General features: G+C 66.3%; 11 protein-coding genes. 6 read left to right on the forward strand and 5 right to left on the reverse strand.

Annotation, left to right across the window (positions count from 1 at the left end):
- The first annotated feature begins 62 nt into the window (after positions 1 to 62).
- The 5 genes from ABDZ89_RS02120 to ABDZ89_RS02140 all read left to right on the forward strand — a co-directional run bounded on the left by ABDZ89_RS02120 (position 63) and on the right by ABDZ89_RS02140 (position 6252).
- Positions 63 to 1763 carry a PAS domain-containing protein gene (locus ABDZ89_RS02120; protein ID WP_343776212.1) on the forward strand — a complete coding sequence of 567 codons (1701 nt, stop codon included), beginning with the start codon at positions 63 to 65 and terminating at the stop codon, positions 1761 to 1763.
- Between the two features lie 44 nt (positions 1764 to 1807).
- The gene (gene rimI, locus ABDZ89_RS02125; protein ID WP_343776214.1) at positions 1808 to 2293 is read left to right on the forward strand and encodes a ribosomal protein S18-alanine N-acetyltransferase; all 486 of its coding nucleotides are present in this window, start codon (positions 1808 to 1810) and stop codon (positions 2291 to 2293) included.
- Between the two features lie 73 nt (positions 2294 to 2366).
- Positions 2367 to 4166, forward strand: a complete 1800-nt coding sequence (gene pepF, locus ABDZ89_RS02130; protein ID WP_343776216.1) for an oligoendopeptidase F — start codon at positions 2367 to 2369, stop codon at positions 4164 to 4166.
- A gap of 67 nt (positions 4167 to 4233) precedes the next feature.
- On the forward strand, positions 4234 to 4707 hold the full coding sequence (locus tag ABDZ89_RS02135) for a hypothetical protein (RefSeq protein ID WP_343776218.1): 474 nt from the start codon (positions 4234 to 4236) through the stop codon (positions 4705 to 4707).
- Between the two features lie 405 nt (positions 4708 to 5112).
- Complete coding sequence (locus ABDZ89_RS02140) at positions 5113 to 6252, forward strand: aminopeptidase (protein ID WP_343776219.1); 1140 nt, start codon at positions 5113 to 5115, stop codon at positions 6250 to 6252.
- Between the two features lie 268 nt (positions 6253 to 6520).
- On the opposite strand, the gene ABDZ89_RS02145 is transcribed toward ABDZ89_RS02140, so the two are convergent.
- Together ABDZ89_RS02145 and ABDZ89_RS02150 are read right to left on the reverse strand one after the other, a co-directional pair.
- Positions 6521 to 6961, reverse strand: a complete 441-nt coding sequence (locus ABDZ89_RS02145) for a DUF7344 domain-containing protein (protein ID WP_343776221.1) — start codon at positions 6959 to 6961, stop codon at positions 6521 to 6523.
- 209 nt (positions 6962 to 7170) lie between these two features.
- Positions 7171 to 8475, reverse strand: a complete 1305-nt coding sequence (locus ABDZ89_RS02150) for an O-acetylhomoserine aminocarboxypropyltransferase/cysteine synthase family protein (protein ID WP_343776223.1) — start codon at positions 8473 to 8475, stop codon at positions 7171 to 7173.
- Between the two features lie 186 nt (positions 8476 to 8661).
- On the opposite strand from ABDZ89_RS02150, the gene ABDZ89_RS02155 reads away from it, so the two are divergent.
- Entirely contained in the window at positions 8662 to 9882 is a 1221-nt protein-coding gene (locus ABDZ89_RS02155; protein WP_343776225.1) for an SPFH domain-containing protein, read from the forward strand.
- A 106-nt stretch (positions 9883 to 9988) separates the two neighbouring features.
- Here the strand turns inward: ABDZ89_RS02155 and ABDZ89_RS02160 are convergent, their stop codons facing one another.
- From ABDZ89_RS02160 to ABDZ89_RS02170, 3 genes are all read right to left on the reverse strand, one after another.
- Entirely contained in the window at positions 9989 to 11677 is a 1689-nt protein-coding gene (locus ABDZ89_RS02160; RefSeq protein ID WP_343776227.1) for a ribonucleoside-diphosphate reductase subunit alpha, read from the reverse strand.
- Positions 11678 to 11679: 2 nt separating this feature from the next.
- Positions 11680 to 12708 carry a ribonucleotide-diphosphate reductase subunit beta gene (locus ABDZ89_RS02165; RefSeq protein WP_343776228.1) on the reverse strand — a complete coding sequence of 343 codons (1029 nt, stop codon included), beginning with the start codon at positions 12706 to 12708 and terminating at the stop codon, positions 11680 to 11682.
- A 540-nt stretch (positions 12709 to 13248) separates the two neighbouring features.
- On the reverse strand, positions 13249 to 13665 hold a 417-nt coding region (locus ABDZ89_RS02170; RefSeq protein WP_343776230.1), incomplete at its 5' end, for a hypothetical protein.

Consider the following 13665-nt stretch of genomic DNA (forward strand, 5'->3'; position numbering starts at 1 on the left):
CACTCGATATTCTCGCCGTGGTGCTTTACTACCCGGCCGCCGCATCACTGGTAGAATAGACAGTGACCCTCCGGCCATCCGACACGTCGACGCCCGGCCGCGATGCCGACGAGGGCGATTCCGCCGACACTGACGCCCGAGCCGCAGCCGACATTCCACGCGGCATCGGCGACCGGTCGGTTCGCGACGGGGACGGCACCGAGGGCGGGTCCGCGTCGACTCCGCCCGTTGGCCTCGACCGCGGACCGGCGCAGGGAGATCCGAGACCGGCGGACGGAGAGCCGCCGCGCCGTGAGGCCGACCGCTTCGTCCTCGCCGTCGCCGTGGACGGCGAGGTGTTGTTCGCCGGGCCGTCGGTGCCAGACGTCGTCGGGGTGGACCGCGACGCCTTCGTCGGGAGCGACCTCCTCGACCGCGTCCACCCGAGCGACCGGGACCCGGTCGCCGACGCGCTGTCGGCGTGCGCGACGACGCGAACGGTCACCCACCGCCTCCGCCGCGCGAGCGGCGGGTACGCGTGGGTCGAGTCCGTCGTCGACGAGGAGCTCGCCCCGGAGTTCGGCGGGCGGATCGTCACCGTCCGTCGCGTCGACGCCGACCGCACCTTCCCGGAGCGGTACCGCGCGTTCCTCGAATACGGCACCGACCTCGTCACCGTCGTCGACGAGGACGGCCTCGTCGTCTACGAGAGCCCTTCGGTCGCCGAGGTGCTCGGCTACGAACAGGGCTCGACCGTCGGGCGCTCCCCGCTCGGTTACGTCCACCCGGACGACCGCGAGCGCATGACCGAGCGGTTCTACCGCGCGCTCAACGAACCCGAGGCGGCGCCGACGCTGGAGTACCGCTACCGCACCGCCGACGGCGACTGGGTCTGGCTGGAGTCGCGGACCCGGTCGCTGCCGGCCGACAGCCCCGTCGGCGAACTGCTCATCAACTCCCGAGACGTCAGCGAGCGGAAGGCGCGCGAGCGGCGACTCACCGACCGCAACGAGCGGCTCGACCGCTTCGCGAGCATCGTCTCGCACGACCTCCGGAACCCCCTCTCCGTGATCCGCGGCTCGATCGAGATGGCGCGGCTGAACGACGAGACCGACCCGCTCGAACGCGGCGAGCGCGCAGTCGACCGGATCGACCAGCTCGTCTCCGAGCTGCTCACGCTCTCGCGACAGGGTACCGGCATGGAGGAGCCGACCGAGTTCGGGCTCGCGAGCGTCGCGACCGACGCCTGGGAGACCGCCGCCGAGGGCGACGGCGCCGACCTGGTCGTCGCCCGCGACGCCCGCGTGTGCGGCGACCGCGGTCGCGTGCGACAGGCCTTGGAGAACCTGTTCCGCAACGCGACCGAACACGCGAGACCCGAGGCGGCGGGGGGAACGGAGACCGGTCCCGACGACGCCGCGGGTGAGAACGGCCCGAGCGAAGGCGCCCGGATCGACGGGGACGACGGGCTCACCGTTCTCGTGACCGCGACCGACGAGGGGTTCCTCGTCGCCGACGACGGAACGGGGATCGATCCCGAGGACCGCGAGGCGGTGTTCGAGTCGGGGTTCACCACCCGGGCGGACGGGACGGGGTACGGGCTCGACATCGTCCGCGAGGTCGTCGAGTCGCACGGGTGGAGCGTCGAGTTGCGGTCGGTCGCCGACGGGCCCGTCGACCTCCCGGACGGCAGACGGCTCCGAACGCCCGAGGGAGCCTGTTTCGAAGTGTGTGCCCCCGGTCCGACGGACGCCGGGAGGGACGAACCCTGGATCGACGGGTGAGCGAACCCCGGCGCGTTTATTCCCCGCGAGCGTCAAGCCGGTCCGTGAGCGTCGACGTCGCGATCCGGCAAGTCGAGCGCGCCGACCTCCTCGCGGTGGTCCGGATCGAGCGCGCCTGCTTCTCGGACCCGTGGCCGCACGACGCCTTCGAGCGGCTGTTAGACGAGCCGGCGTTCCTCGTGGCGGTGCGCGACGGCGCGGTCGTCGGCTACATCGTCGCCGACCGGACGCCGAACCACGGCCGCGACATCGGCCACATCAAGGACCTCGCCGTCCACCCCGACGCCCGCGGCGAGGGGATCGGTCGGACCCTCCTCCGGTCGGGGCTCGCCCGCCTCCGCGCGACCGGCGTCGCCGTCGTTCGACTGGAGGTGCGCGAGAGCAACGACCCCGCCCGGTCGCTGTACGCCGACGAGGGGTTCGAGCCGATCCGGCGGGTGGGCGGCTACTACCGCGACGGCGAGGACGCGCTCGTCCTGATCGTCGACCTCGCGGAGTGGGCCGACGGGGACGCGGCAGAGACGAGCTAACGTTTCCCACGCGTATCGGCTCGACGCGCGGGGTTTGACAAGGCTTAGTGTGCGGGAGGCCGACCCGAACGGTATGAGTTCGGTTCCCGAACGATCGGAGATCGACGCGGCGTACAAGTGGGACCTCGACGGCATCTACGCCGACGACGAGGCGTGGGAGGCGGCCTACGAGGCCGTGAGCGAGCAGATCGACGAGCTCCGCGCCTACGAGGGTCGCGTGACGGCGGACGCGGCGACGCTCCTCGAACTGCTCGAACTGCGCGAGGAGATCTTCCGGGAGCTCCGGCAGGTAATGACCTACGCGCAGCTTCGCAGCGCCGAGGACACGCGGAATCAGGAGTACCAGGCGATGTCCGCGAAGGCGTCGTCGCTCGGCTCCGAGGCGTCGAGCGCGATCTCCTACCTCGAACCGGAGCTCCAGTCGCTGTCCGACGCGGACGTCGCGGCGTTCCTCGACGACGAGCCCGGGCTCGTCGAGTACGAGCACTACCTCGACGACGTGTTGCGGATGAAACCGCACACGCGGTCGAGCGAGGTGGAGGAGGTGCTCGCGGACCTCTCCGAGGTCACCGACGCCCCCGGCGAGATCTACTCGATGCTGACGAACGCCGACATGACCTACGGCGTCGTCGAGGACCCCGACGGCGAGGAGGTCGAGATCACGCAGGCGAACTTCACGAAGCTCCAGACGAACCCGGACCGCGAGTTCCGCCGGCGCGTCCACGAGACGTTCTACGACGAGTGGGCGGACGTGCGCAACACGGTCGGGACCTCCCTCGAGAAGGCCGTCCGCGAGCACGTCACGAGCGCCGAGATCCGCGACTACGACTCGGCGCGCGCCGCCGCGCTCGACGGCTCGAACGTCCCCGTCGAGGTGTACGACACCCTCGTCGACACCGTCGACGACAACCTCGGCACCCTCCACCGGCACGCCGAGTTGAAAGCGCAGGCGCTCGGCGTCGACCAGCTCGAGAGCCACGACCTCTACATGTCCCTGACGGGCGATCAGGGCCCCGACGTGGAGTACGAGCAGGCCCGCGAGTGGGTGATCGAGGCGGTCGCGCCGCTCGGAGACGCGTATCAGGACCGGCTGGCCGAGGGGCTCGACTCGCGCTGGGTCGACGTGTACGAGAACCGCGGGAAGCGCTCGGGCGCGTTCTCCTCCGGGACCTACGACACCCAGCCGTACATCATGATGAACTACCAGGACGACATCGCCTCGATGTTCACGCTGGCCCACGAGCTGGGCCACTCGATGCACTCCGAGCTGGCCGGCGACGCGCAGCCGTGGCACGACGCGAGCTACGAGATCTTCGTGGCCGAGATCGCCTCCACGGTCAACGAGACCCTGCTCACGCACCACCTGCTCGACACGGTCGAGGACGACGAGCTCCGGACGCACGTCCTCGACGAGTACCTCGAACGCTTCCGCTCCACCCTCTTCCGCCAGACGATGTTCGCGACGTTCGAACAGCGGATCCACGAGCGCGTGGAGGCCGGCGAGGCGCTCACGCCCGACGCCTTCGACGAGATGTACGCCGACCTGAAGGGCGACTACTACGCGCCCGCCGAGCTCACGGGCGGCATCGAGCGCGAGTGGCAGCGGATCCCGCACTTCTACTACGACTTCTACGTCTACCAGTACGCGACCGGCATCTCGGCGGCCGCCGCCATCGTCGAGCGCGTCTTAGACGAGGGCGAGTCCGCCGCGGCCGACTACCGCGAGATGCTGAAGGCCGGCGGGTCGAAGTACCCGCTCGACGTGGTCGAACTCGCCGGGATCGACATGGCTTCCTCGGACCCGATCGAGTCCGCGGTCGGCGTCTACGACGACTACCTCGACGACATCGCGGCGCTGCTCGATCTGGAGTAGCGGCGCCGTAGCCCGCGAACGGACCACACAAGGCCTATATTTCCCTCGAAGCTATCCGCCCGGCGCGATGGACCGCAGGCTCCTCGTCGTCCCGGGCGCCCTCCTGCTGCTCGTCCTGATCGCAGACGTGGGCGTCTTTCGCTGGCAGGCGACGTACCACGCGGGACCGGGACTCGACCAACATCCGACCGTGAACGCCACCGACCTCCCCGCGCGGTGCGCCGACACCGCGGTCGCCCTCGCGGACGGCAATAACGTCTCGATTCGGGGGTACCGGATCGCCCCGGAATCGCACGACATCCTCGTCGAGCGCACGTCGGCCTCTGGAGAGTGGGCGCTCGGCGAGACCAACTGCGCGGACCGGCTCAGCGGGGTCGCCAACCTGCGCGTCGACGGGGAGTCGTACAGGGTCCTCGGGACGTACTCGGGGGGCCGACCGAGGCCGGCCGCGATGGGGCTTGCGAAGCTCGGAGCCGGGGCCGTCGGCGTCGCGCTGCTCGCGGTCGGGCTCTTCGAGGCCGTTCGCGGAGAGCCCGGGTGACGGCCTCGGCGTCCCTCGACGAGGGGAGTTGAACGACACGCGGCGGCGGGTGCCGGCGAGCGGCCGCCCCCAGCGGCCGCGAGTCGCACGCGCGAGGGAGTCGCTGGCGGCGCCAGCCGCCAGCGACGAGGCTGGGGATGCGTGAGGTGCTGTGCGGTGCGGGGTGGGACTCAAAGGGGCAGTCGGGAGGCGGGCGCACGCTCGCTGCGCTCCTCAGTCGCTCACTTCGTTCGCTCCTTGCGGTGCTTACGTCGCCTGCGCCCGCCTCCCGACTGGGGCTTTGGCGGAGTTCTCGGCCGACCTGCGAGTGACCATTTAGAAATGAGCGACCACCGCGTCGTCGACAGCTAATAGATAATCCTCGTCTCGGCACCGATTTACCGCTCCGCTACGACACACAGTGTAATGGACGAACGCGTACGCGAGCACGCCGAGGTGCTCGTCGACTGGAGCGCGCGGGTCGAGGCCGGCGACGACGTGGTCGTCAGCGTCGCGGAGGACACCCACGAGCTCGGCGTCGCGGTCGCCGCGGCGCTCGGCGAGCGCGGGGCGAACGTCACGACGCTGTACGGCTCCGACGAACTCTCCCGGGCCTACCTGAAGGGCGTCGAGGCCGGAACCGACGGCGACGTCGACGTCGACGACTTCGATTCCGACCCCGCCGTCGACCGCGCGCTCTTCGAGGCGGCCGACGCCTACCTCCAGATCGGCGGCGGACGCAACACCACCGCGACCGCCGACGTCGACCGTCCGACGCGGCAGGCGTACGCGAAGGCGCGGCAGGGCGTCCGCGAGGCGCGGATGGACACCGACTGGGTGTCGACGGTCCACCCCACCCGGAGCCTCGCCCAGCAGGCGGGGATGGCCTACGAGGAGTACGAGAACTTCGTCTACGACGCCGTCCTCCGCGACTGGGAGGCGCTCGCCGAGGAGATGGCCCAGATGAAAGAGGTCCTCGACGCCGGCGAGGAGGTCCGTATCGTCACCGAGCGCGACGACGCGCCCGACACCGACGTGACGATGTCGATCGCGGGCCGCACAGCCGTGAACTCCGCGGCCTCCGTCGCCTACGACTCGCATAACCTGCCCTCCGGCGAGGTGTTCACCGCGCCGTACGACACCGAGGGCGAGGTGTTCTTCGACGTGCCGATGACCATCGAGGCGACGCGCGTCCGGAACGTCCACCTCACCTTCGAGGACGGCGAGGTCGTCGACTTCGCCGCGGAGTCGGGCGAGGAAGCGCTCGCGGACGTCCTCGACACCGACGAGGGCGCCCGGCGGCTGGGCGAACTCGGTATCGGGATGAACCGCGGCATCGACCGCTTCACCGACTCGATCCTCTTCGACGAGAAGATGGGCGACACCGTCCACCTCGCGGTCGGTCGCGCCTACGACGCCTGCCTGCCCGAGGGCGAGTCCGGCAACGACAGCGCGGTCCACGTCGACATGATCACGGACGTGAGCGCCGACTCCCGGATGGAAGTCGACGGCGAGGTCGTCCAGCGGAACGGGACGTTCCGGTGGGAAGACGGGTTCGAGGCGTAGGTCGGGAGGACGATAGCTCGGCGAGAGAACGAGGGACCGTCGGCTCCGTTGAAATCCGCAACTGGTGAGATGCTCTTGGAGGCGTGCTGAATGGAGAGCGCGTATCTCGCATCAAGACAGCCCGAAATCAAAAATGTGTATTCATGCGATACGAACCGCTCACAGTTACTGGACGCCGTCAATCCCTGCGTCAACAGCATTGTTCGGCATAATTGCTTGCGTTTTTGATGAATAGAGCCCCCCATCCATCGACAGGAGTAAGAAAGAGTTAGTCCGCCGCTCTACCGGTCTTCGGTCGAAACATCCGAGATAATAGCCCCTGTTTTGTTTCCAGCGGGTCGAATTCAAGATAGGCGTACAGTTGCTTCCAAAGACCGATGAGGCGAATGGTCCGATTCGCCACGTCGTGCTCTAATACCTCCGCCTCCACGAATTTCGGGATGTGTGTTTGATGTAGGGATACGTATATCGCCTTTCGCTTGGCCGCGTTAGCCTCCTTGCCGTGTTCTCTATGGGCAACTTCCGCTACCATATCGGCGACAGTCGTCTCACCACCCGACCGTGTGAGGATACAGAGCATCTCTCGCCTGCGCCGTGCCGAGAGCAACGTGAATACAGTCTCTTCTGACAGTTCCGTCCTATCAACATCTCGTTTCTTTTTGTAAGTCGGCACAGAATCTCCTAACAGAGAACTAATCTCAGGTGTCATTACCGTTGTCCTACTATAGTACCACTTTAGATACCATCTGAAATTAAAACGAGGTCCACGGTTATCACACGTCCCAATGAAAGAGAGACTCGATTTCTGAACCGGTTACCAGCTTCTAACGAGTACAGCCTCTGTATCTCGCACAGAGGTTCTATCAGTGCCCGAGGATTTCAACGGAGCCGACACCGTCGGAAACGGGCGGGTCGCGGCTAGGCGGTCGCCGCCTCGATGGCGGCCTCCAAGTCGGCGACGATGTCCGCGGGGTCCTCGATACCGACCGACAGGCGCACCATGTCCGCGGTGACGCCCGCGGCCTCCTGCTCCTCCTCGGTCAGCTGCTGGTGGGTCGTCGACGCCGGGTGGATGACGAGCGTCTTCGCGTCGCCGACGTTCGCGACGAGCGAGGCCAGGTCCGCCTCCTCGACGGTCGCCCGCGCGGCCTCGTAGCCCGCCTCGAGGCCGAAGGTGAGCATCCCGCCGTAGCCGCCGTCGAGGTACTCCGTCGCCTCCTCGTGGGTCTCGTGGCTCTCCAAGCCGGGGTAGTTCACCCACGCGACCTCGTCGTGGTCTTCGAGGTACTCGGCGACGACGCCGGCGTTCTCGCAGTGGCGGTCCATCCGCAGCGGGAGCGACTCCGTCTGCTGGAGAGTGTTCCACGCGTCGAACGGCGACTGCTGGTCGCCCAGGTCGCGCAGGCCGCGGGTGATCGCCGCGAACGTGAAGGCGGCGTCGCCGAACCGCTCGGCGAAGTTGATCCCGTGGTACGCGGGGTTGTCCTGTGCGATCTCCGGGTACTTCTCGGCGTGCTCGGCCCACGGGAACGAGCCGCCGTCGACGACGACGCCGCCGACGGTGGTGCCGTTGCCGGTGAGCCACTTCGTCGTCGACTCCCAGACGAGGTCGGCGCCGTGTTCGAGCGGCCGGCAGAGGTACGGCGTCGCGAACGTGTTGTCGACGAACAGCGGGGCGCCGTGCTCGTGGGCGATGTCCGCGATCCGCTGGATGTCCGGGGTGACCAGGGCCGGGTTCCCGATGGTCTCCAGGTGGACGTAGGCGGTGTCCTCGTCGATGGCCTCGGCGTACCCCTCGTAATCGAGCGGGTCGACGAAGCGGGTCGAGACGCCGCGGCGCTCCACGGAGTGGGTGAGGTAGGTGTAGGTGCCGCCGTACAGCGCCGAGGACGTGACGATGTTGTCGCCCGCGGACGCGAGCAGGAACGTCGTCACGTCGAGCGCGGCCATGCCCGAGGCGGTCGCGACCGCGCCGACGCCGCCTTCGAGCGAGGCGATCCGCTCTTCGAGGGCGGCGTTGGTCGGGTTCATCAGCCGGGAGTAGACGTTGCCGGCCTCCTCCAAGGCGAACAGGTCGGCCGCGTGGTCGGCGTCGTCGAACTGATAGGCGGTCGTCTGGTAGATGGGCGTCGCGCGGGCGCCGGTGGTCGGGTCCGGGTCCGCTCCCGCGTGAACGCTTCGCGTGCGGAACTGGCGGCCGTCGTCCCCATCGTCGGATGGCATGGATCGAGCTATCGCGGCCCAGCAGTTAAAGCCGACCGGCCTTCCCGTGCGTTTCCGGTATCTCGGAGACGAACCGAGGAGTCGGACGCGCTTCGGAGACGAGCGGTGCCGACGGGGCGAGCCCGAGCCGGGTCGATCGGGGGTGTACGTGCCAACCGTTAACAACGTCGGGGCGCTATCTCGGGTATGGGAACACAAGGTCCCCGCGGCGAGTCCACCGAGATGGAGGAGCTGCTGGCGGAGATCCCCGACGGGGTCTGGCAGTACCTCGCGCTCGGCGTCGCGCTGCTCGTCGGGTTCGCCCTCCTCAGCCAGAGCCTGGCTGCCGGCGTCGGCGCGCTCGCGATCCTGCTGGCGGCGATCACCGTCGTGAGCGCCGTCGAGATCGTCGACGCCTACGACAAGGAGGCGCTCACCGTCTTCGGCGAGTACCGGAAATTGCTCGAGCCGGGCGTTCACCTCATTCCGCCGTTCGTCTCGCGGACGTACGCGTTCGACATGCGGACGCAGACGATCGACGTGCCGAGCCAGTCGGCGATCACGCGGGACAACTCGCCGGTGACCGCCGACGCCGTCGTCTACATCAAGGTGATGGACGCCAAGAAGGCGTTCCTCGAGGTCGACGACTACAAGAACGCCGTCTCCAACCTCGCGCAGACGACCCTCCGCGCCGTCATCGGCGACATGGAACTCGACGACACGCTCTCACAGCGGGAGCTGATCAACAACCGGATCAACGAGGAGCTCGACGAGCCCACCGACGAGTGGGGGATCCGCGTCGAGGCCGTCGAGGTCCGCGAGGTGAGCCCGTCACAGGAGGTCCAGCGCGCGATGGAGCAACAGACCGGCGCCGAGCGCCGCCGCCGCGCGATGATCCTCGAAGCGCAGGGGGAACGGCGCTCCGCGGTCGAGCAGGCCGAGGGTGACAAGCAGTCGAACATCATCCGCGCGCAGGGTGAAAAGCAGTCGCAGATCCTCGAAGCGCAGGGTGACGCGATTTCGACCGTGCTGCGGGCGCGGTCCGCGGAATCGATGGGCGAGCGCGCCATCATCGAGCGCGGGATGGAAACGCTCGAAGAGATCGGCAAGGGCGAGTCCACGACCTTCGTCCTCCCGCAGGAGCTCACCAGCCTCGTCGGCCGCTACGGCAAGGCGCTCTCCGGCTCCGACGTCCAGCAGATGGAGGGGCTCGACAGCAAGGAGTTCGACGAGGAGACGGAGAAGCTGCTCGGGTTAGAGGACATCGAGAGCGCCCTCGAACAGCTCGACACCGTGGCCGACAGCGACCTCCGGACCGACGAGACCCGAGACGCGGACAACGTCGACCTCGCCAAACAGGAGGAAGCGACCCGCGAGGCGGACCGCGACATCGAGTTGGAGACCGAAAGCGAGCGGCCGGGGACGTAAGCCCGACTCACGGCTACCGGACGTCGACCACGAGGCGGACCGGGGGATCGATCCGGAGCCGGGGACGGAGTGACTGAGGCGGGAGGCGAGCCGCTACGAGTGGCGATCAGCTCTCACAGGCTCTACACTCGAGGATATCTCGACTGAATTTCTGTGCGGCGTTCACGCTGTGCTGATAGTAGAGGCTCTTGACTCCTTTCCTCCACGCTTCGATGTAGAGCTGATTGATCTCCTTGACGCTCACTTCGCTCGGGTCGATGGAGACGTTCAGGCTCTGTGCTTGGTCGATGTACTTCTGTCTCTGTGCCGCCTGGTTTATGATCGCCATCTGTGGTATCTCGGCGAAGGTCTTGAACACCTCTTTCTCCTCGTCCGTCAGACAGTCGAGATGTTGAACGCTCCCGTCTTTGTTCGCGATGCTGTCCCAGACGTCGCGCGTGTCCTCGCCTCGCTCCGCCAGTATCGCCTGAAGGAATCTGTTCTTCTGCGTCGACTTCAGCTTCGCACCGTCTCGCACGAAGTAGTTCGATTTCAGCGGCTCGATGCTCGGACTGACTTGACCCAGAATGACGCTGCTCGATTTCGTCGGAGCCACGCTCATCGTCGTCGTGTTCCGCCTGCCGTAGCCCTCGAGAACCTCCGGCTCCCCGAACTCGTCGGCGAGCGCCTCGCTCGCCTCGTAGCTCCGCTCTTTGATGGTCCGGAACAGCTCCCCGTTCTTCTCCATCGCCTCCATGCTGTCGAAGGGGATCATGTTGCGCTGGAGGTAGCTGTGCCACCCGAGGACGCCGATCCCTATCGCTCTGTGTCTCTTCGCGAACCGCACGGCCCGCTCCATGAACCGTACTCCCTCCGTGCGCTGGATGAATTCCTCCATCACCGCGTCCAGGAACCGCGTCAGTGTCTCCACTGCGTCGGTGTCCTTCCACTCGTCGTAGTGGAGCGCGTTCATGCTCGAGAGACAGCAGACGAAGCTCTCGTCCGCCGTGGCCGGCAGCGCGATCTCGGTACACAGGTTGGACGCGTTAATCTGGTACTCCTTGTCCTTGTAGACCTGCGGCTTCCCCTCGTTCATGTTCCCCCGGAAGATGATGTACGGGACGCCGATGTTGATCCGGGTCTCGATGATATTCGCCCAGATCTCTCGCTTCTCTTCGTCGCCGTCGACCATCGCCTGAAACCAGTCGTCACCGATGATGACGCCGTAGTAGATGTCCTGTACCGGGTCACCCTCGGTTTTGATGTTAAGCCATTCTTCCAGGTCGTCGTGTTCGACGTCGATGTAGCCGGCGAACTGCCCTCGCCGGGTTTCGCCCTGGCTGATGACGTTGATTATCGTATCGAACAGCTCCGTGAAACTGTAACTCCCGTTGCTCTTGCCGTTGTTCGTTATCGGACTGCCCCGCGGCCGCAGCTCACCGAAGTACCCGCTCGTGCCGCCGCCCTGCTTGGTCATCTCGCCCACCTCGGCTTGGGTGTAGAGGATGCTCTCTATGTTATCATCCATGTAGCTGCCGAAGCAGCTGATAGGAAGGCCTCTGTCCAGTCCGAAGTTGGACCACACCGGGCTGGCGAGACTGTAGAAGCCGCGGCTCATGTACTCGTAGAACCTGTCCGCGAACCCCTCCTCGCTCAGAATCTCTTCGGCGCGCTCCGCTATCTGTCTGACTCTCTCTTCCGCTTCGACGCCCTCGAGCAGGTATCCCTCTCTGAGAAACTCCCGACTGTCCTCGTTCAGCCAGTAGAACGGTTCCGTATGCCGTTGCTCAACGCTTTCGAGTGCCGTTTGTGCCATTGTTAGAACATGTCCTCGGCGGTAACGCTCTGCGTGTGTTTGTTGTACGTGGTCGACCGCTTGCTGAAGAAGTCGTTATCCTTCGTCATCATGATGTCCTCATCGAACCAGCGCGTCTCCTCAAGGAGGTCGTCGTCCGTCTCGAATATCGGTTCCACGCCGACGTTTTCCAGGCTTTGATTGAACCGGTCTCGCAGAAACGCGTCGACGTGCGCCCTGGGCAGGAACTCCAGTTCGCCGTCATCGAATATCCAGTCCAGGATCTCCGTCTCTGCCTCGTAGGCCTGCTGACAGGCTTCTCGGACGTCTTCCTCGAAGTCGTCGTCGAAGAGGTCCGGGTTCTCCTCTCTGATCGTCTCCACCAGCTCGACCCCGAACAGCCCGTGGATCTGCTCCTCCTTGCTGGTCGCTTCGACGGCGTTCGCGATTCCCTTGAACTTCTTTTCGTGCTTGTCGAAGCTCGTCATGATGAGGAACTGGCTGAACAGCGACACGTGTTCGACGAACGTACTGAAAAGCAGGATGCTCATCACGTACTCCCGTTCGTCGTCGCTCTCGCTCTTTTCCAAGTACTCGTCGAGATACTCGATCCGCTCTTTCATCGCCGGTTCCTCGGTCACCTGCTCGAAGTCGTCCGTGATTCCTAACACGTCGAGGAGGTGACTGTAGGCGTCCATGTGCCGCACCTCGCTTTCCGCGAAGGTCATCCCCACGTTCCCGACCTCGGCTTTGGGCATCTCCGCGTAGATGTCCGACCAGAACGTCTTCACCTGTACCTCGATCTGCGCGATAGCCAACATCGTCCGCTTGATGACGGTCTGCTCAGCGGGAGTCGTGTTGACCTTGAAGTCCTGGACGTCTCCGTCGAAGTTGAACTCCGTGTGTACCCAGTAGCTGTTCCGGATCGCCTCGACGTAGTCGAGAAACTCGCTGTACTCGTAGGGCTTCAGCTGTCTTCGCTCCGAGAAGATGTCCGTCTCTCTGTCTGCGCCTGTACTCGCGTTCGTGGTTGCGTTTTCGCTTTCACTCATCTTGGTCATCTCGAACGTGACCGATTGCGTTGGATTGCCGCTGCCGCTCTCTGGTCCCAGTCTGGTGGGTCCGACCGCAGTCGTGTCGCTCGGGAGACGGTCTTACAGCGTAACGTGAGTGTAGCCGTGTGAACCGTATCGGACCTCACAGACTCCACTGGGATAAGTATTACCAACAAGATTGTAGTATGACAAGCTCACTTTCATATTGGGAGAGCGGAGACGTTCCTCCGATCCACGAACGGGCGGTGCCGAGGCGGGGACTGCGCCGGTGATTTCCGGTTACGGGTGGTCGCGACAGTGCCCAACTGGCGGCGTCAAACCCCCACCTAGTCCGACTGCGAGGACTCCGCCGAGCAGTTCGGCGAGAAGCGCGGACCGGGATCCGGACGCGAACGAGAGACGGACAGGACGTGAGACTCGGACAACGTCGACCTCGCCCGAAAAAAGCGACCCGCGAGGCGGACCGCGACATCGAGTTGGAGACCGAAAGCGAGCGGCCGGGGAACTGATCGGCGGGCGGCCGATCGGGGCCCGAACTCAGGGACGCCAGCGGTCGGGGTCGACCGCCCAGAGGACACCGACGGCGACCGCGCCGCCGACCCCGCCGGTGACCAGTGGGACGGGGTCTGACGCCCCCGCCGCGAGCGCCGCGAGCAACAGGGCCGAGCCGGCGAGGAGCGTCAGGGTGTCCTCCGTGACCGTCGCCTGAACCACGGGGGCCACGGCCCCGCCGACGACCGCGCCGGCGACGATCGGGGCCGGCATCCCGGAAACGAGGGCCGCCCGCGTCGCCGGGTTCGCCGCCATCTCGGGGACCGACGCGGGTGCGAGGGCGAGACCGACGCCGTACGGGAGCGCGTCGACGACGCCGAGCGCGGCCGCGAACAGCGCGGCGCGTGCGGAGCGGTCGGTGCCGCCCGCGCCGGCCGCGCCGCCGATGAGCAGGACCGACCC

This window comes from Halorubrum ejinorense, assembly GCF_039522565.1.
GTDB classification, from domain to species: domain Archaea; phylum Halobacteriota; class Halobacteria; order Halobacteriales; family Haloferacaceae; genus Halorubrum; species Halorubrum ejinorense.